The sequence below is a fragment of the Myxococcus sp. MISCRS1 genome (genome assembly GCF_026626605.1).
Classification (GTDB): Bacteria; Myxococcota; Myxococcia; order Myxococcales; family Myxococcaceae; genus Myxococcus; species Myxococcus fulvus.
This window is the reverse complement of record NZ_JAPNKB010000001.1, coordinates 6,548,333-6,566,357: the sequence shown is the minus strand read 5'-3', so window position 1 is coordinate 6,566,357 and position 18,025 is coordinate 6,548,333. Positions and strand designations below refer to the sequence as shown.

Genomic DNA, 18,025 nt, shown 5'->3' with positions numbered 1-18,025 from the left:
GGGAGGAGCCGTGTCGCTCCCCTCGCGGCCCTCGCGCTTTCTCAGCCCACCTCGCGCAGCGCCCGCCGTCCCGGGACGAACGTCGCCACCGGCTCCGTCTTGCCCGCGACGGGCAGCGTCGTGGCCGGCTCGAACGACAGCGAGGGGTCCGCCTCGCTCGCGCGGCACGTGGCCTCCGACACCAGCATGGGCACGCCGACCTTCTTCGTCAGGCCCTCGATGCGGCTGGCCAGGTTCACCGCGTCGCCAATCACCGTGTACTCGCGCCGCTGCGCGCTGCCCACGTCCCCCACCACCACGCGCCCGGTGTGGATGCCGATGCCGATGCGCAGCGGCTCCTCTCCGCGCGCCACGCGCTCGGCGTTGAGCGTCTCCAGCGCCTCCAGCATCGCCAGTCCACACGCCACCGCGGAGCGCGGGTGCCCGGGCAAATCCAGCGGCGCGCCGAAGTACGCGAGGATGCCGTCGCCGATGAACTTGTCGAGCGTCCCGCCGTGGCGGAACACCACGTCCACCATGCGCGACAGGTACTCGTTGAGCAGCGCCACCACCTGGGGGCTCTCCATGCGCTCGGACATGGAGGTGAAGCCGCGGATGTCGGAGAACAGCAGCGTCACCTCGCGGTGCTCACCGCCCCCGGCCTCGGAGCCGTGCTGGGCAATCTGCCGCGCGACCTCCGGCGAGAAGTAGCGCCCCAGCCGCTCCAGGCGCATCTCCTCGCGCGCCACCTGCGTCACCAGCCCCAGCACCTGCCGGCCGATGAAGGACGCGGCCGCCGCGCCCAAGGACAGCACCAGCACCAGCCCCGGCAGGAACGCCTCCCACGCGAGGCCCGCCTGGAACACCAGCGCGGCCTCCAGGCCGATGGCGAGCGCGGTGGCCAGCACGACGATGACGGGCGAGAGCGTCACCAGCGACACGAGCACCACCAGCACGATGTACACGCCCAACGTCAGCAGTGAAATCGACACCGCGTTGTCGTTGTCCACCGCGCCGATGGCAAGCGACTGGAGGACGAAGATGGCGGGCATGTCCAGGAACGCGAGCCCGAGCGCCGGACGGCGTCCCAGCGAGGGCCACCTGCGCGCGCCGGCCCACAGCGCCACGGCCAGCACCAGGTAGGCGACGAGCACGGAGGGCGGCACGCGCCACTCGAGCTGGAGCGCCATCCCCAGCCAGCACACCACGCCGACGGCGCGGACACGGTTGAGCCACTCGCCGACCTGCGCGCGCCACCCGGCCAACCTCCGCCGCAGCGTATCCTCGACCTGGGAGAGCCTCCGCATGCCCCTGTCACGCTAGCCCACCCTCCCCTCGCCCCTCCAGGGAGGTCCGAGACACGAGCCTGGGTCCTCGCGGACGGCTATCCTCGCGGGCCGGAGACATCCATGGCGAGCATCGGTCACGTGGCGGTGGGGCTGGCGTTGGGGCGGTACGAAGCGAACGGCAGGGCGACGAGGCGGCTGCTCGCCTCCATGGCGCTGTTCTCCGCGCTGGCGCTCTTGCCCGACGCGGACGTGGTGGCCTTCGTGTTCCGCATCCCCTACTCGGCGCCCTGGGGACACCGCGGCGCGTCGCACTCGTTCGCCTTCGCCGCGGGCATCGCGCTGCTGGTGGCCCTGGTGGCGAGGTGGCGAGGCGCCTCCGCCACGAGATGGGGAGGGCTCGCGTTCCTCGCGGTGGCGAGCCACGGGCTCCTGGACGCGCTCACCGACGGCGGGCTGGGCGCGGCGCTCCTGTGGCCCTTCTCCAACGCGCGCATGTTCGCGCCCGTGCGTCCGCTGCCCGTGTCCCCCATCGGCGCGGGCATGCTGTCGCCGCGAGGGATGTACGTCGTCGGCGCGGAGCTGCTCGCGTTCATCCCCCTCTGGGCCTATGCGCTCTGGCCGCGCCGGTCCGCGAGGAGGAGCTGAGCCATGCGACTGTTCACCGCCGTCACGCTGGGCGATGTCATCGAGGCGCGCGCCGCCGGGGAGCTGTCGCGACTGCGCGCGCTGGCGCCCACGGCCCGCTTCGTGCGCGCCGAGGGGGTGCACCTCACGTTGGTGTTCCTGGGGGAGGTGGAGTCCTCGCGGCTGCCCGCCATCCGTGAGGCCCTCGCGTCGGTGGGCCCGCGCCACGCGCCGTTCACCTTGTCCGTGGGAGGCGGCGGCACGTTCGGCACGCCGTCACATCCGCGCGTGCTCTGGTCCCACGTGCGCGGAGACGTCGAGGCGCTCGAGGCGCTGCAGACGGACACGGCCGCACAGCTGCTCCCGCTCGGCTTCGAGCCCGAGCACCGCGACTACGCGCCCCACCTGACGCTGGCCCGGGCCAAGGCGCCCAGGGGCGACCCCGCGCTGCTCGCGTGCGCGCAGGCCCTGGCGAGCGTCGAGCTGGGCGAGGGGCGCGTGGACCGGCTCGTGTTGTTCGAGAGCCGAGGGCCCGACTACGTCCCCGTGGTGGAGGTACCGCTCACGCGCGCGAGCTGATGGCGCGTGGTCGCGCCCCGCTCCAACGCGGTGCCAGCTCACCCGCTCACGCGCGGACTGATGGCGTGTGCCACAAACGAGCCCACACACCGCGCCAACGCGGTGCCAGCTCACCCGCTCACGCGCGGACTGATGGCGCGTGCCCCAGACGAGCCCACGCACCGCGCCGACGCTGCGCCCACTCGTCCGAGCCCACGCACCGCGCCGACGCGGCGCCCACTCGTCCGAGCCACGACGAGGGCAGACTCCCACGGTGTCAGGACGACCTCCCCCGGACGCGCGCTGGCACCACCCCTGCAATCCACCCAGCCGAGCGCACGCAAGCGCCGGAAAGGACGGGCACATGCGGTGGATGATGGGGTGGGCGCTGTGGCTGTGGGGACTCAGCGCGGTCGCGGCGCCACGCGATGCGCTGGAGGCGAAGCTGCGGACGGGGGACATCGTCCTGCACACCTCGCGCTCGCGGCAGTCGCAGGCCATCCAGGTGGCCACGCACAGCCCGCTGTCCCACGTGGGCCTGGTGGAGGTCACCGAAAAGGGCGCCTTCGTGGTGGAGGCCGTGCAGCCCGTGCAGCGCGTCCCCTTCGCGAAGTGGAAGGCGCGCGGCGTGAAGGACCGCATCCTGGTGCTGCGCGCGGAGGACGTCGACGCGAAGACGAAGCAGCGCGTGCTCGCGGCGGCCAAGGCCCATCTGGGCAAGCCGTACGACTGGCGCTTCGAGTGGGGCGACGACGCGATGTACTGCTCGGAGCTGGTGCGCAAGGCGTACGCCCAGGGCGCGGGCGTGGAGTACGGCGAGCTGGAGACGCTGGGCTCGCTCGATGTCGAGGGCCTGCGCAAACAGATGCGTGAGCGCTACGGCGCCAAGGTGCCCCTCGAGCTGACCCTGATAACGCCGGCGAGCCTGGCCCGGGATACCCGCCTGTCTGTGGTTCACTCGGATTTTCCGGAAGTGCCGTAGCAGGGCCTTCCGCATATCCGGGGTGTATTCAACCCCGTCACGCGAACGCGTGAGACAGGGCCCGGAGCAGGTAGACTCCGTCTCATGAGACGCCTCCTGCTCGTACTCCCCTTGGTCCTCATCGTCGGCTGCAAGAAGGACGTCACCCAGGGCGCGGTGAAGGTCACGGTGAACTACACCCGTTTCCTGCCCGGCTGCCTGCGCGTGCAAGCGCGCGACGTGGAGAGCGGCAAGGAGCTCACCCAGGACGTGACGGAGGTGCGCGGGACGCGGGCCCAGGGCGGCACGATGACGGTGGGCGTGGCGCCTCCGACGGACTGGGGAAAGACGGTGGAGGTGCGCGCCACGGCCTTCGAGCAGGCCTGCGTGGGTGACGGCGTGGTCACCGACTCGCAGCGCGTGACGCTGGTGATGGATGCCATCCAGGACACCACGCTGACGTTGCAGGCGGTGGACGCGGACCAGGACGGCTATGTCGACGTGAGCAGCAACGGCACCGACTGTCGGGACGACGTGGCCGACATCAACCCGGGCGTCGAGGAGCGGTGCAACGACCGGGACGACAACTGCGACGGCGTCGGTGACGCGGAGCACTTCCAGCTGGGCGCGAGCTGCTCGACGTCGGATGACTGTCACGGTGTCTACCGCTGCGACCTGACGGACTTCGTCCAGTACTGTGAGACGCCACCGAGCCGCAGCGTGTATCCGGACAACGACAGGGACGGTCACGGACAGCTGGGCTCCGAGCCGCTCCTCGTCTGCAACGCCACGCCCGAGGGCTACACGTCGGGGCCGCCGGACGACTGCAACGACAACGCCTTCAGCGTGCACCCGGGCAGCCAGGACCGCTGCGACGGCGAGGACACCAACTGCGACGGCCGGCTGGACGAGGACTTCCCTCAGCTCACCCAGGCGTGCACGGACGCGTTCCAGTGCGCGGGCGCGCATGCCTGCGCGGAGGACAAGCTGGGGGTCACCTGTGTGTCCACGGTGACGCCGACGGCCTGGTACCCGGACGAGGACGGCGATGGCTTCGGCGCGGCCTCCGGAGAGGTGCGCTCCTGCGTGAAGCCCGCGGGCGTCTGGGTCACCAACAACACGGACTGCAACGACGGCAACGCGCGCACGTATCCGGGCGCTCCGGAGATTTGCGACGGGCTGGACAACGACTGCGATGATCAGCCCGAGAACGCGCAGGCGGTGTGCCCGGGTGGCGCGGCTCCGGCATGGAGCAGCCGGACCGTCACCAGTGGAGGACAGAAGCACTGGTACTCCGCCTCCTCGTGGACGAAGGGCGGCGTGTGGGTGGGCGGCCACGACGACCGGCTCGCGAAGCTGGTGCCGAGCGCCACCAACTTCTCCGTCACCTCGGACACGGGCTGCGGCGCGTCCGACACGCAGTGGCGCGCCGTCTGGGCCGACCCTGGCAACAATGGCCGGGTGTGGCTCGGCTCAGAGGGCGGCAAGAAGGCGCACCAGGACGTCAACGCCTCGGGTTGCACCCAGGTGTCGGACGATGACAAGTGGATCTTCGGCCTGACGGGCGTGAGGAACGGCGGGGTGCTCACGATTCACGGCGCCGCGTCGCCCAATGACACCGACTCAGCGACGACGGGCCAGGCTTTCGCATGGGATGGCGGCGGCACGCTCGACTACAATGCCGCCAACAACCCGCTCCCCAAGGTCGAGGACGTGCATGGCATCTCCCATGCGCACCTGCTGCTGGTGGGCGGGCAGTCGGGGGGCCCGCGGGTCTTCCGGTTCAACCCGGGCAACAGCCGCTGGGAGTCGGAGAACGCCGAGCAGGACACGATTGGAGCCCAGCGCCTGCGAGGCGTCTGGGTGGTCAACGAGCGGGTGGCCTTCGCCGTGGGCGACGGTGGAACGGTGTTGAGGAAGGTCAACGGCACGACGTGGACCCGGCAGACCTTCCCCAACAACCATCAACTGACGTCTGTCATCGCCTTCGGCGCTGGCTCGGCGTACGCCACCTGCGCCAACCAGCACATCTACCGGTACGACGGGCAGTCGTGGACGAATGTCTACTCGGGAGACAGGCGCTACAACGACATCACCGGAACGGGTCCCGATGACCTGTGGGTGGTCGGCAACGACGGGCGCATCGTCCGCTGGCCGGCGTGGCCGTAGCCGCTTGAGTCACCCGCCCCGTCGCGCCACCACGAAGCGGCGGGTGAAAAGGAACGGAGTGCCCCGCGCATGCGCGGGGTACGCCTGACGCAGCCGGGGCCGCAGCTCCTCCACGAAGGCCTGGCCCTCCTCGCCCCCCAGCGCCGCCAGCACGGGGCGCAGCGTCGTGCCCAGCAGCCACTGGAGCACCGCGTCCTCGCCCGGCAGCAGGTGCAGGTACGTGGTCTCCCACGCGTCCACGGACAGGCCCGCGTCGGAGAGCAGGGACTCATAGCGCTCCAGCGTCTCCACGGGCCTGCGTCGCACGGGCGCGAGCTTCGAGGCGAAGCGCGGCAGGCCGCGCACCTCGTCGACGAGCCGATGTGAGGGCGCCTCGAAGTTGGCGGGGACCTGGAAGGCAAGCACGGCGCTCGGGGCCAGCTTCGCCACCAGGCGCCCCATCAACGTCGCGTGGTCCGGCAGCCAGTGCAGCGCCGCGTTCGACACGAGCACGTCCAGCGGCTGCTCCGGGCGCCAGTCCGCCAGGTCACCGACCTGGAAGCGCACGGCGGCCGAGGCCGGGCGGCGGCGCGCCTCCTCGACCATCTCCACCGAGGAGTCCACGCCCACCACCCGGGCCTGGGGCCAGCGCTCCGACAGCACGCGCGTGAGGTCCCCCGTCCCGCAGCCCAGGTCCGCCACGTGCGAGGGAGACTCCGCGTCCACGCGCGACAGCAGCTCGAAGAACGGACGCTTCCGCTCATCACGGAAGCGCGTGTACTGCGTCGGGTCCCACATGCCTGTCCTCCCGGTGACGCGCCCACGCCGCGCACCGGAGGATGTAACCCACGACGAGGGCCCGTGCTCGCACACCGACGTGCACCGGAGTGAGCAATCCCGGACAGCAGTCGAGGCTCGCACCGACGACACCCTCTCGGTGCGTGACACAGACCGTCGACGTGCACCGTGCCGCGCTTCCGCGCGATTCGATACGCCCCAGCAGCCCGCCCGGAGCGCGCCGTGAGGAGCCCCGTGAGGTGGAGCACTCGGGCCCCACCTCACGCCTCACGCTCAGCGTCGGATGCGCAGCACCTGGAAGCCCGTCCCCGCGCTCCCGAAGCCGCTCACGTTCTCCATCCGCACCACCAGGTCCCCGGAGGGCAGCACGCCCCACACGTCGGCGCGCGCCAGGTCCGCGCCACCCAGCCGCTCATACCGCCGCGCCTCGCTCCACGTCGCCCCATCGCCGCTGGTGAACAGCCGCACGAAGACATCCCCCGCCGCGTGCACATCCCCGGCGCTGGACCACGCCGTGCCCAGCACCCAGCCACCCCCGGGCGCCGCCGCCAGCGAGTACGCCGGCCCCGGCAGCTCGAACACCGTGCTCACCTGCCCCGTGCGCGACACCCGCAGCAGCTTCGGATGCTCGGGCTCGAAGAGCGTCGACTGGCCGAGCAGCAGCGTGCCGTCCGCCAGCACCCCGCCCGCCACGCCGTTGGCCGCGTAGCCCTGCAGCATCGACGTCCACGTCCGCCCGCCATCCGTCGAGCGCAGCACCGCCGCCTGCGTCTTGTTGCTGCCCATCATCGCCCACAGCGCGCCCGTCGCCGGGTCCGCCACCAGCGCATGGCCATGCCGGTGCGCCGTCAGCGTCGAGCGCACGCTCCAGCTCGCCCCGCTGTCCGTGCTCGCCCACAGCCGCACCGGCACCGCGGACGAGGTGAACGTCTGGTACTCGAGGAAGAACCAGGTGCTCCCCAGCTGCGCGAAGCTGCGCGGCCCCATCGCCCGGTAGCTGCCCAGGCTCACCTCGTCCCGCCACGTGCGCCCGCCGTCCGTCGAGCGCTTCAGGAAGTACGCGCCGCTGTGACTCACCACCGCCAGCAGCGTCCCGTTCGACATCGCCGCCATCGTCCACAGGTTGCCGCTGTCCTGGCTCCGCGCGGAGAAGCTCACGCCCCCATCCGTGCTCGCCATCAGCCGCGAGCGCTCGCCCCCCACCGCGAGCCCGTACAGCGTGCCGGCCCCATCCACCGCGAGCAGCTCGTGACTGGAGGAGGAGCGCACCACGTCGAGCGAGAACGGCCCCTCCCCCTGCGGCTCCTCGTCCCGCACCCACGCCACCCGCGACACCGTGCCCCGCGAGCTCGCGTCCGGCGCCTCGCCATACAGACACGGTATCTCCGCGCTGTCCGCGGGCAGCACGTCCACCGCGTTGGGGTAGCCCTTGAACGTCGCGTCCCCATCCAACGTCACCGCGCTGCCCAGCGTGCCCTCCGGCGAGAGCACCCTCGCGCGCAGCTCGTAGTGCGCGTTGAGCACGCGCATGCGGTTGTAGAAGATGTAGAGCGAGTCCCCCACGCGGGTGACGGCGGCCTGAATCGCCCAGTCCGACGTGCCCTCCACCAGCGTGCGCGGACCGAAGGACGTCCCGTCGAAGCGCCGGTAGTACAGCCGCTCCTGCTCGTCCTTGTAGACCAGGTGCATGCCGCCCCGGCCGTCCGCCACCGCGCTCAGCGCCGCGCCATGGTAGATGCCGTCGGAGAACGCCTCGCGCACGGGCGCCCAGGTGCCCGTCGGGTCCTCGTCGTCACGCACGCGCATCCGCGTGGGCACGAAGCCGTCATGCATGGCGTAGACGAAGACCAGCCGCGTCCCCACGCTCAGCAGCCGTCCTCCGCCGCGCCTTCTCACCTTGTCCAGCGCCTGGTGCCCACCGAAGCTCTGCCCCCCGTCCGTGGACACCGCCACCACCGCCGTGGAGCCGCCGTCCGACTCCAGCCGGAAGGCCTGCACCCACAGCCGCCCCTTCGAGTCCCGCGCGAGCAGCGCCCGCGAGTAGCCCGTGCTCGCGTCCGCGTTCATCACCCGCACCGCCGGCTCCGGCGTCCACGTGTCCGCGCCGGACTGGTAGCGCCACCACTGGAACCAGACGTCATGCCGGCTGGAGGGCTCCAGCTGTGGCCCCTCGTAGGAATACACGAGCGCCACGTCCCGCCCCACCGCGAGCAGCTCCGCCCGGTCCGCGTGCGTGGCATCCGGCTGGATGTCGCCCACCCGCCGCACCGTGCGCAGCGCGTCCTCGGAGCGGTAGAGCACCAGCCCCTTCGACTCCACGTTGCCGTGCTGGATGGCCACCAGCAGGCTCGCGGGACGACCACCGCCTGTCTCGACTCGAACGATGTGGCGCTGCGCCGGGAGCGTGAGGGCATTCCCTCCGCTCACCGGTACCAACGCCGTCCCGCCCGCCGCGAGCACCGCGGCGAGCAAGGCCCCTGCAAGCCCTGTCATGAATCCCCTCCCCGGACATCCGAGGAGAGAATGTGGGCGAACACCTACCGAGGGAAGTCACCCCGCAGCGTGCGGGCCCCCATCCGTTGAACAGCAACGGGGCCCGTGTCGCCGGCTGCACGCTCCCCGGTGAAGGGAGCGCGGCCCGGGGCGAGCCCTCCGACTACTTGGCGCGACGACGCTTCGCGGGGGCGGGAGCGCCCGCATCCGGGGCACCTGCGTCCGGAGCCGTGGCCTCGACAGCACCCGCGTCCGGGTCCGTGCCACCGTCACCCACGCCACCATCCGCGCCCGCCGCGCCCGCGCGCGGAATGGCCGGAGGAGGATTCACCAGCCCCAGCGAGCCCAGGAAGTCCTCCGCGCCCGGCGCGCCGATGCTCGGGTTGTAGAGGACCAGCATGGTGTAGAGGCGCGGGCCCACCAGGTAGTTGCGCGCGCGCACCTCGCCGTTGGGCGAGGACACCGTGTAGGACTTGCCGGGGTAGCCATCCAGCGTGAGCTCCTGCTCGTTGCTGACGGTGCCCTTGAGCTGGTTGGTGAGGCCGTCGCGGCCCTCGTTGAGGAACGCCTCGGGAGGACGGCTCGCGACGACCTTCTCCGGGTAGTCCGCGGTGCTGATGGAGTAGATGACGCCCTCGGCGGTCTGCAGCGAGTACGCCGCCGTGGAGACCTCGCCCGCGGGGATGTTCACCTTCTGGCGCTGGACCTGGGGCTGGCCCGGCATCTTCACGGTGAAGCCCTCTTCGGCCGTCACCTCGGTCAGCTGCGGGCCCGCGGCGGCGGCCGGCTGGCCCCCCGACTCACCGCCCTCGTTCGGCAGCTCCTCGACGGTGGAGGTCGCCTGCTGGTTGGGGTCGGTCTTCTGGGCGCTGACGCACGCGAGTGAAATCAGCGACAGGGTGGCAAGGGCGGCAAGGAGGCGAGACAACGAAGGCATGGGCGCGCTTCCTGAAATTTGGTGTGGGAGATGAACGCGGTGCGTCGGACGACGCTAATAGAACTGCTCGACTTCTGACTACCCGAGATTGGGACGGCCGCCAGTTTCCAGGTGTCACGCACACCCCAGAAGCGTCCGCGGCCGGACGGAAGCGGGCGCTTCGGAGGCTGAAAATCGGCCTCCGGAAGCTATTCACCCAGGTAGGCCCGGCGCACCTCCGCGCTCTCCAGGAGCGCCTTGCCGGGGCCCGCCATCGCCACCTCGCCCGTCTCCAGCACGTAGCCGTAGTGGGCGCAGTTGAGCGCCAGGTGGGCGTTCTGCTCCACCAGCAGCACGCTGACACCCGTCTGGTTCACCTCGCGCAGGGTGCGGAAGATGGTCTCCGTCACCTGCGGGGCGAGGCCCAGCGAGGGCTCGTCCAACAAGAGCAGCTGGGGCCGGCTGAGCAGCGCGCGGGCGATGGCCAGCATCTGCTGCTCGCCGCCGGACAGCGTGCCCGCCATCTGGGTGCGCCGCTCCTTGAGCACGGGGAAGAGCGTGAAGCTCTTCTCCATGTCCGCCTTCACCTCCGCGGTGTCGCGGCGCAGGTAGGCGCCCAGCTCCAGGTTCTCCAGCACGGACATGTTGGGGAAGATGCCCCGCCCCTCCGGCGCGTGCGCCATGCCCCGGGGCACCAGCTGGTGCGCCTTGAGGTGGGTGGTGTCCTGGCCGCCGAAGCGAATCTTCCCGGCGCTGGCCTTGAGCATGCCGCTCACCGCGCGCAGGGTGCTCGTCTTGCCCGCGCCGTTGGCGCCGATGAGGGCGACGACTTCACCCTTGCCCACCGTCAGCGACACGCCCTTCAGGGCCTGGATGGCGCCGTAGTGGACCTTGATGCCCTCCACCGTCAGGAGCGGCGCGAAGGCCTGGCGCTCACCCAGCGTCTTCACCTGCGCCTCGCTCACGCCGCGCCTCCGTGACTCTCCAGGTAGCTGTCGCCCAGGTACGCCTCGATGACCTTGCGGTCGCTGCGCACCTCGGCGGGCGCCCCGCGCGCGATGGTCTCGCCGTGGTCCAGCACGGTGATGCGCTCGCAGATGCCCATCACCAGCTTCATGTCGTGCTCGATGACCAGCACACCCAGCTTGAAGTCGTCGCGCAGCTTGCGGATGAGCACCATCAGGTCCGCCTTCTCGCGCGTGTTCATGCCGGCGGCGGGCTCGTCGAGCAGCAGCACCCGGGGCTGGCTGCCCAGGGCGCGGGCAATCTCCAGCCGGCGCTGCTCACCGTAGGGGAGGTTTCGCGCCTCCTCGTCGCGGCGGTGCGACAGGCCCATGACCTCCAGCAGGTGCTCGGCCTGCTCGGTCAGCCGCCGCTCCTCGCGCTGGAAGCCCGGGGTGAGCAGGAGCGAGCGCCACCAGTCCGCGTAGTTGTGGGCCGCGTTGCGCAGCTTGGAGCCCACGCTGAGGCTGGACTGGTGCAGCGCCGTCTGAGCGCGGCAGGCCACCTTCACGTTGTCCAGCGCGGAGAGCGCGCGGAACAGGCGGATGTTCTGGAAGGTGCGCGCCACGCCCAGCAGGTTGATTTGATGCGGCTTGCGCCCGTTGACCTGCGTGCCGCCCACGCGCACCACGCCCTGGGTGGGCTGGTAGACGCCCGTCAGCACGTTGAACGCGGTGGACTTGCCCGCGCCGTTGGGGCCGATGAGGCCCAGCAAGTCCCCCTGCCGGATGGACAGGTGGAAGTCGGTGAGCGCCTTGAGGCCGCCGAACTGGATGCTCACGCCGTCCGCCACCAGCACGGGCTCGGGGGACGTGGAGGAGAGGGCCGTCACGTTCGCGCTCACGCCAGCCCCCGGCGCTTGCGGGGCAGCCACCGTGGCAGCACGTCCCAGATCTCCTTCGTGCCGAACAGGCCCTGGGGCCTGGCGAGCATCAAGACGACGAGCAACAGGCCGTAGATGGGCATGCGAATCTGGTCCACCCGCTGCGCCAGGCTGCCCTCGGTGCCCAGCGCGCCGAACAGGGAGCGCATGCCTTCGGGCAGCAGCGTCAGGAAGATGGCCGCGACGAAGGCGCCCGTGGTGGAGCCCAGGCCGCCCAGCACCACCATGACGACGATTTCCATCGAGCGCACGAAGGTGAAGGAGCCGGGGTTGATGATGGGCACGAAGTGGGCGAACAGGCCGCCGGCGATGCCCGCGAAGAACGACGAGAAGACGAACGCGCGCACCTTGTAGCCGGTGGTGTCCACGCCCATGGCCTCGGCGGCCACCTCGTCCTCGCGGATGGCCCACAGGCTGCGGCCGTGGCTGGAGCCGGCGATGCGGCGCGCGGCCAGCACCACCAGGAACACCCAGAAGAACACCATGCCGGGGCTCGAGTACTGGGGGATGCCCGACAGGCCCAGCGCGCGGCCGAACGCGTCCGTGTTCTGCACCACGACGCGGATGATTTCGCCGAAGCCCAGCGTGACGATGGCCAGGTAGTCACCGCGCAGGCGCAGGGACGGCAGGCCCACCAGGAAGCCGCACGCCGCCGCCGCGACGCCGCCCGCGAGCAGCGCCACGGTGAAGAGCACCTGGTCGCTGGCCGCCACGGGGAGGAAGGACAGCGCCACCTCCTTGAGCTGCAGCGAGCAGTACCCGGCGATGTACGCGCCCACGGCCATGAAGCCCGCGTGGCCGATGGAGAACTGCCCCGTCATCCCGTTCACGATGTTGAGGCTCACCGCGAGGATGATGTTCACGCCGACGACGGACAACAGGTACGTGGCGAAGTCGGAGCCGCTCAGCGCCCACTGGAACAGCACCAGCGTGGGGATGGCGACGAGCAACGGCAGCACGCCACGCAGCGAGGGCGGCACGAGCGTGCGGGCCTCGGGGATGGGAAGCGCGGGGGTCTCCATCAGACCTTCTCCGCGGCGACCCGGCCGAACAGGCCACCGGGCTTCACGAGCAGCACCAGGATGAGGAAGCCGAAGGCCACCGCGTCGCGCCAGGTGCTGGCCGCGTAGCCGACGACGAACTCCTCCACCAGCCCCAGCACCAGCGCGCCCACCACCGCGCCCGGCACGTGGCCGATGCCGCCAATCACCGCCGCGACGAAGGCCTTGAGGCCCACGTACAGGCCCATCAGCGGGCTCACCGACGTGTCCTTGATGGCGTAGAGCAGGCCCGCGCCCGCGGCCAGGCCGCTGCTGAGCATGAACGTCAGCGCGATGACCCGGTCGGTGGGGATGCCCATCAGCGCCGCCACCCGGTGGTCCCAGGACACCGCGCGCATGGCCCGGCCGAAGCGCGTGCCGAACACCAGGTACTGCAGGCCCACCATCAACCCCACGGCGATGAGGAAGCTGATGACCTGCCAGTTCCACACCACGACGTCGCGGTCTCCGATGATGAGCCACTCGGTGGGCTCGATGATTTCGGGGAACGCGCGGGGGCTGGCGCCCGGCAGGAAGCCGATGTCCAGCTGGAAGCCGTAGGACAGGGCGAAGGAGATGCCGATGGCGGTGATGAGCGCCGTCAGCCGGGGCTTCTCGCGCAGGGGCCGGTAGGCGAAGCGCTCGATGAGGAAGCCCATGAGCGCGCAGCCCAGCATGGCCACCGCGAAGACGGCGGCGATGCCCAGGAACGAGCCGCGCGCCTCGCGTCCGATCGCGAACGCGGTGGCGTAGCCCATGTAGACGCCGACCATCATGACGTCGCCGTGGGCGAAGTTGATGAGCTTGAGGACGCCGTACACCATCGTGTAGCCGAGCGCGACGAGCGCGTAGATGGTGCCGGCGGCCAGGCCGTTGATGAGGTGCTGGAGGAGCTGCGCCATTTAGGGATTGATGGTCGTCACGTACTGCGTCTTGCCATCCCCGACCTTGAGGACGACGGCGGACTTCACGGCGTTGCGCTTCTCATCCAGGGTGACGGTGCCCGCCACGCCCGGGAAGTCCTTGGTCTGGGCAATCGCGTCGCGCACGGACGGGCCGCTCAAATCCTTGGCGCGCTTGAGCGCTTCAATCGCCACGCGGGCCGCGTCGTAGCCCAGCGCCGCGAGCGCGTCCGGGACGCCGCCGTAGGCCGCCTTGTAGTCCGCGATGAACTTCTGCACGCGGGGGTCCGGGTTGTCCGGCGAGTAGTGGTTGGAGAAGTAGCTGCCGGTGATGGCGCTGCCGCCCAGCTCGAAGAGCTTCTCGGAGTCCCAGCCGTCGCCGCCCATCAGCGGCACCTTGAGGCCCACCTCGCGCGCCTGGCGGGCGATGACGCCCACCTCGCTGTAGTAGCCCGGCACGTAGATGCCGTCCGGCTGCGTCTTCTTGATGGCGGTCAGCTGCGCGCGGTAGTCGGTGTCGCCCTGGCTGTAGCTCTCCGTGGTGGCGATCTTCCCGCCCATCTCCGTGAACTTGCGCGTGAACACGCCCGACAGGTCGATGGAGTAGGCGCTCTTGTTGTCCTGCAGCACCGCCACCTTGCCGAGCTTCAGGTCGTCGCGGGCGAACTTCGCCATCACGAAGCCCTGGAACGGGTCGATGAAGCACACGCGGAAGATGTAGTCGCCCTTCTCCGTCACCGTGGTGTTGGTGGACGAAGGGGTAATCATGGGCACGCCCGCCGCCTGCGCCTTCTCCGCCATGGCCAGCGAGTTGGACGAGGCCACGTCGCCCAGGATGAGCACCACCTTGTCCTGCGTAATCAGGCGGGTGGCGGCCTGCGCGGCCTCCTCCGGCTTGCTCTGGTTGTCGTAGACGCGGATCGCCAGCTTCTTGCCGTTCACGCCGCCCGCGGCGTTGGCCTCCTTGAGCGCCAGCTCGATGCCGTTGCGCGTGGAGATGCCGAACGTCGCCTGGCCTCCGGTGAGCGCGCCCACCTGGCCCAGCAGGATGGTGTCCGCGCCCGCGGGCGTGCCGCCGCCGGGGCTTGGGGCCTGTCCCTGCGCGGCCTGCGTGCCGGCCTCACCGGAAGGGGTGGGCTGCGTCTTCTTCTCGCAGGCGGCCGCCAAGACGGCGAGCGCGGCGAGCAGCATCGGGGCAAGGCGTCGCATGCGGAGCAATCCTCCTCAACAGGGGGTGCTGCGAGTCAAAGCCCCGGTTTTCTAGGGGAGCCCTCTCCATGGGTCAAGCGCGCTGCCAGACAGGCCCTCCCCCCACGTACCCTCCGTGCGGCGCGTCACGCGAGCCCCCATCGAGGGCGGAGCGCTCGAATCCCAGGCTCCGGCGTCCTCCCACCCGCTTCGCCGGGGGTGCCCGGAAAGTGGACAGGGCCGCGTTCGCGAGGGCAGGCGGGCATGGGCGCGACGGCGACCACGGGGGCGAGCCCTGAGCACGCATGTTGGCGAGACACTGTTCATCCGCGGACCCGCTCCCACCTTCCCGGTGATGCAGCAGGAGGCATTCAGGAGGAGCCAGCCATGCTCAAGAACAAGAAGGACGTACGCGAAGGGATGGTTGTCCGCAGCATCGACGACGAGAAGCTCGGCAAGGTCTTCGCCATCGGCGACGACGCGTTCCACATCGAGAGAGGCCTGTTCTTCCCCAAGGACTACCGGGTCTCCTTCACCGAGGTGAGCGAGATTCGCAACGGGGAGGTCATCCTCAACCGCGGCAAGGAGGCCCTGCAGCAGGTCTCCGAGGCGGAGCGCACCCGGAGCGGCGCGGACCTGGGCACCGCCGGCGCCATGGGGCTGGCGTCCGAGCGCACGGTGACGGAGACGCGCGTGCGGGAGACGGACCTGAACGCGGGCCGGGCCTCGGTGACGCCGCTGCCCACCACGGGCTTGAAGGAGGACGTCGGCTACCAGGCCAACATGAAGGCGGACACGGAGCTGCGGCGCGCCAAGACGGAGTGGAACGACAACCGTGACATCTCCATCCCCGTCCACCGGGAGCGGCTGAGCGTGGAGAAGCACGACATGCAGGCCGGAGAGCTGCGCGTGCACAAGGAGATCGTGGAGGAGGAGGAGGTGGTGAAGGTCCCCCTGCGCCACGAGCGGGTCCGCGTGGAGCGGCGGGCGGTGACGTCGGACACGCCGGTGACGGGCGCGTTCAAGGACGAGACCATCGTCGTCCCCCTGCACGCCGAGGAGGCGGAGGTCATCAAGCGCCAGGTGCTCGACGAGGAGGTCGTCATCCACAAGGACGTCGTCGAGGAGGAGCGCCGCTTCACCGAGCGGGTGCGCCACGAGAACGTGGACATCCGCACCGAGGGCGAGGTCGACGCGCCGCGCACCCTCAACGCGACGTCCGACGACCCGTCGCTGCGCCGCTCCTGAGGCCTCGGTCGCGTGAAGTGAAGGCATGGCACCCGGCCACCGCTCCCCGACAGCACGGGGGCGGTGCCGGGGTCAGCGCGCGGCCTTCTTCTGGGGCTGGGGCGAGGGACGCGGGCGCGGCTCGGTGTCCACGTCCTCGATGTCCTGCGCCACCGCGGGCGGTGACACGCCCAGGCGGCCCTGCTGCGCCTCGGTGCGGTCCAGCTGCTGCAACTCGCGCAGCCGGTCCGGGAAGTGCCGGGCCATCAGCCGCGCCAGCTCCGCGTCCTTCACCGGCGTGAGGGCGTCCTGCAGCCGCTCCGCCATCTCCAGGGCGTCGGAGAAGCGCGCCGTGGGCGACTTGGCCAGGGCCATCTCCAGCACGTCCCACAGCGGCTGGGAGATGGAGTCCGGGCGCGTCAGCCGCTCGTCGCAGATGGCCTGCATGGAGCGCAGTTCGTCGCCCCGGTCGAACGCCCGCTTGCCGGTGAGCGCCTCGTAGAGGATGAGCCCCATCGCGAACAAATCACTGCGCGCGTCCAACCGCTGCCCCCGCGCCTGCTCCGGGGACATGTACAGGGGCTTGCCCTTCACGATGCCCGGCAGCGTCATGGTCCGCTGGGCGCGCGCCTTGGCCACCCCGAAGTCGAGAATCTTCACCCGCCCGTCGAAGCCCACCATCAGGTTGTGCGGGGACAAATCCCGGTGCACCAGGTGCAGCGGCTTGCCGTCCTCGCCCTTGAGCGAGTGCGCCGCCTGCAGGCCGTGCAGCGCCTGCACCACCACCGCCACCGCCTGCTCGGGCATCAGGGGCCCCCGGCGCGCGCGCAGGAGCCGGTCCAAGTCCACGCCCCGCACCAGCTCCATGGCGATGAAGTACGCCCCCTGCGCCTCGCCGAAGTCGTACACGTGCACCAGGTTGGGGTGCGCCAGCCGCAGGCCGATGCGCGCCTCGTCCAGGAACTGCTGGACGATGGCCGGGTCCGCCGTCAGGTGCGGGAGGATGCGCTTGAGGGCCACCAGCCGGCCCAGCCCCTCCGGGCCCCGGGCCCGCGCCACCAGCACCTGGGCCATGCCGCCGGTGCCCAGGGGCGTGAGGACCTCGTACTTGCCGATGCGCCCGCGCGGCACCGGCGTGTCGTCCATGGCCAGGTCGTCCAGCCGCTCCAGCGGGCCCTGCCCGTCCGTCAGCGCCAGGAAGGCCAGCACCGACGTGTCGAGCTGCTCGCCGATGGCCTCCACCAGCTTCATCACCAGCCCGCCGCCGTCCGGGAAGGCGCCCTCCACCGCGAGCCCCATCCCGCCCAGCTCCAGCGTGCCCAGCTTCAGCCGGGTGCAGAACAGCATCCGCCCGTTGGGCAGCCGGCGGGGGCCGCGCCACAGCGCCGCCTCGAACACGTCCGCGCCCAATTCGCCCAGCACCCGCGTCAGCACGGGCCCCCGGGTGCCGCGCAGGGAGACGAAGCCCGCGGGCGCATGCACCATGCGCGCGCACTGCGTGAGGAAGACGTCCAGGCCCGCGTCCAGCGTCAGGCCGCGCTGGAGGCAGTCCTCCAGGATGTCGTCCGCCATCCGCTGCACGGCCACCAGCCCACGCAGGAACGCGACCTCTGTCTCCAAGGAAGGGAATTCCACCCCCCTATTACAACCTGGGAGGGATTCCCCGGGAAGCCAGGGACCAAGAACAGCGTGCGTGGGTCAACGACACCGCGTGGGCTAGACGCGCTCGCGGTCCTTCAGGGCCGTGGCGCCGGGCGGCAGGCGCTCGGAGGGGCTGGTGGGGAGCACCACGCGGCGGTCCTCGATGAGGCCGTGGGCCTCCAGCACGCGCTCCAGGTAGGCCACGCGCTCGCGCAGCAGGGCGTTCTCCGGGTGGGAGCCCAGCTGGGCCTCGCGCAGGCGGATGAAGGCCTCCAGCACGGGCTTGAGCGAGAAACGCAGCGTCAACCCCAACAGGGGGATGCCGCACGTCATCGCCACCACGAGCACCATGACGACGCCTTCGACTGGATCCATG

At 70.9% G+C, this 18,025-nt stretch carries 16 protein-coding genes; 5 read left to right on the top strand and 11 right to left on the bottom strand.

Going from position 1 to position 18,025, the window contains the following annotated elements:
* Window positions 1-41 precede the first annotated feature (41 nt).
* Window positions 42-1,286, bottom strand: coding sequence for an adenylate/guanylate cyclase domain-containing protein (locus tag OWM54_RS26160; RefSeq protein ID WP_267699258.1), 1,245 nt, complete (start codon window positions 1,284-1,286; stop codon window positions 42-44).
* 102 nt (window positions 1,287-1,388) lie between these two features.
* On the opposite strand from OWM54_RS26160, the gene OWM54_RS26155 reads away from it, so the two are divergent.
* The 4 genes from OWM54_RS26155 to OWM54_RS26140 all read left to right on the top strand — a co-directional run bounded on the left by OWM54_RS26155 (window position 1,389) and on the right by OWM54_RS26140 (window position 5,580).
* The gene (locus tag OWM54_RS26155; RefSeq protein ID WP_223750728.1) at window positions 1,389-1,913 is read left to right on the top strand and encodes a metal-dependent hydrolase; all 525 of its coding nucleotides are present in this window, start codon (window positions 1,389-1,391) and stop codon (window positions 1,911-1,913) included.
* Between the two features lie 3 nt (window positions 1,914-1,916).
* Entirely contained in the window at window positions 1,917-2,471 is a 555-nt protein-coding gene (gene thpR, locus OWM54_RS26150; protein ID WP_223750727.1) for an RNA 2',3'-cyclic phosphodiesterase, read from the top strand.
* 343 nt (window positions 2,472-2,814) lie between these two features.
* On the top strand, window positions 2,815-3,432 hold the full coding sequence (locus tag OWM54_RS26145; RefSeq protein WP_223750726.1) for a YiiX family permuted papain-like enzyme: 618 nt from the start codon (window positions 2,815-2,817) through the stop codon (window positions 3,430-3,432).
* A gap of 84 nt (window positions 3,433-3,516) precedes the next feature.
* On the top strand, window positions 3,517-5,580 hold the full coding sequence (locus OWM54_RS26140) for a putative metal-binding motif-containing protein (protein ID WP_223750725.1): 2,064 nt from the start codon (window positions 3,517-3,519) through the stop codon (window positions 5,578-5,580).
* A 9-nt stretch (window positions 5,581-5,589) separates the two neighbouring features.
* Here the strand turns inward: OWM54_RS26140 and OWM54_RS26135 are convergent, their stop codons facing one another.
* From OWM54_RS26135 to OWM54_RS26100, 8 genes are all read right to left on the bottom strand, one after another.
* The gene (locus OWM54_RS26135) at window positions 5,590-6,357 is read right to left on the bottom strand and encodes a methyltransferase domain-containing protein (protein WP_267699257.1); all 768 of its coding nucleotides are present in this window, start codon (window positions 6,355-6,357) and stop codon (window positions 5,590-5,592) included.
* 273 nt (window positions 6,358-6,630) lie between these two features.
* On the bottom strand, window positions 6,631-8,850 hold the full coding sequence (locus tag OWM54_RS26130; protein ID WP_267699256.1) for a WD40/YVTN/BNR-like repeat-containing protein: 2,220 nt from the start codon (window positions 8,848-8,850) through the stop codon (window positions 6,631-6,633).
* Between the two features lie 163 nt (window positions 8,851-9,013).
* On the bottom strand, window positions 9,014-9,787 hold the full coding sequence (locus OWM54_RS26125) for a hypothetical protein (RefSeq protein WP_223782740.1): 774 nt from the start codon (window positions 9,785-9,787) through the stop codon (window positions 9,014-9,016).
* Between the two features lie 188 nt (window positions 9,788-9,975).
* On the bottom strand, window positions 9,976-10,731 hold the full coding sequence (locus OWM54_RS26120) for an ABC transporter ATP-binding protein (RefSeq protein WP_267699255.1): 756 nt from the start codon (window positions 10,729-10,731) through the stop codon (window positions 9,976-9,978).
* Window positions 10,728-11,612, bottom strand: coding sequence for an ABC transporter ATP-binding protein (locus OWM54_RS26115; RefSeq protein WP_267699254.1), 885 nt, complete (start codon window positions 11,610-11,612; stop codon window positions 10,728-10,730). The genes OWM54_RS26120 and OWM54_RS26115 overlap by 4 nt, the downstream gene beginning before the upstream one ends.
* Window positions 11,609-12,673 carry a branched-chain amino acid ABC transporter permease gene (locus tag OWM54_RS26110; protein WP_248543065.1) on the bottom strand — a complete coding sequence of 355 codons (1,065 nt, stop codon included), beginning with the start codon at window positions 12,671-12,673 and terminating at the stop codon, window positions 11,609-11,611. The genes OWM54_RS26115 and OWM54_RS26110 overlap by 4 nt, the downstream gene beginning before the upstream one ends.
* Window positions 12,673-13,593, bottom strand: coding sequence for a branched-chain amino acid ABC transporter permease (locus tag OWM54_RS26105; RefSeq protein WP_046716478.1), 921 nt, complete (start codon window positions 13,591-13,593; stop codon window positions 12,673-12,675). The genes OWM54_RS26110 and OWM54_RS26105 overlap by 1 nt, the downstream gene beginning before the upstream one ends.
* Complete coding sequence (locus tag OWM54_RS26100; RefSeq protein ID WP_141331476.1) at window positions 13,594-14,802, bottom strand: ABC transporter substrate-binding protein; 1,209 nt, start codon at window positions 14,800-14,802, stop codon at window positions 13,594-13,596. It abuts the gene before it with no gap.
* A gap of 366 nt (window positions 14,803-15,168) precedes the next feature.
* Here OWM54_RS26100 and OWM54_RS26095 point away from each other — a divergent pair, with 366 nt between their 5' ends.
* Entirely contained in the window at window positions 15,169-16,029 is an 861-nt protein-coding gene (locus OWM54_RS26095; RefSeq protein ID WP_223782741.1) for a YsnF/AvaK domain-containing protein, read from the top strand.
* Between the two features lie 72 nt (window positions 16,030-16,101).
* Here the strand turns inward: OWM54_RS26095 and OWM54_RS26090 are convergent, their stop codons facing one another.
* Together OWM54_RS26090 and OWM54_RS26085 are read right to left on the bottom strand one after the other, a co-directional pair.
* Complete coding sequence (locus OWM54_RS26090; RefSeq protein WP_267701169.1) at window positions 16,102-17,580, bottom strand: serine/threonine-protein kinase; 1,479 nt, start codon at window positions 17,578-17,580, stop codon at window positions 16,102-16,104.
* Between the two features lie 144 nt (window positions 17,581-17,724).
* On the bottom strand, window positions 17,725-18,024 hold the full coding sequence (locus OWM54_RS26085) for a hypothetical protein (RefSeq protein ID WP_223750717.1): 300 nt from the start codon (window positions 18,022-18,024) through the stop codon (window positions 17,725-17,727).
* Window position 18,025: the final 1 nt, after the last annotated feature.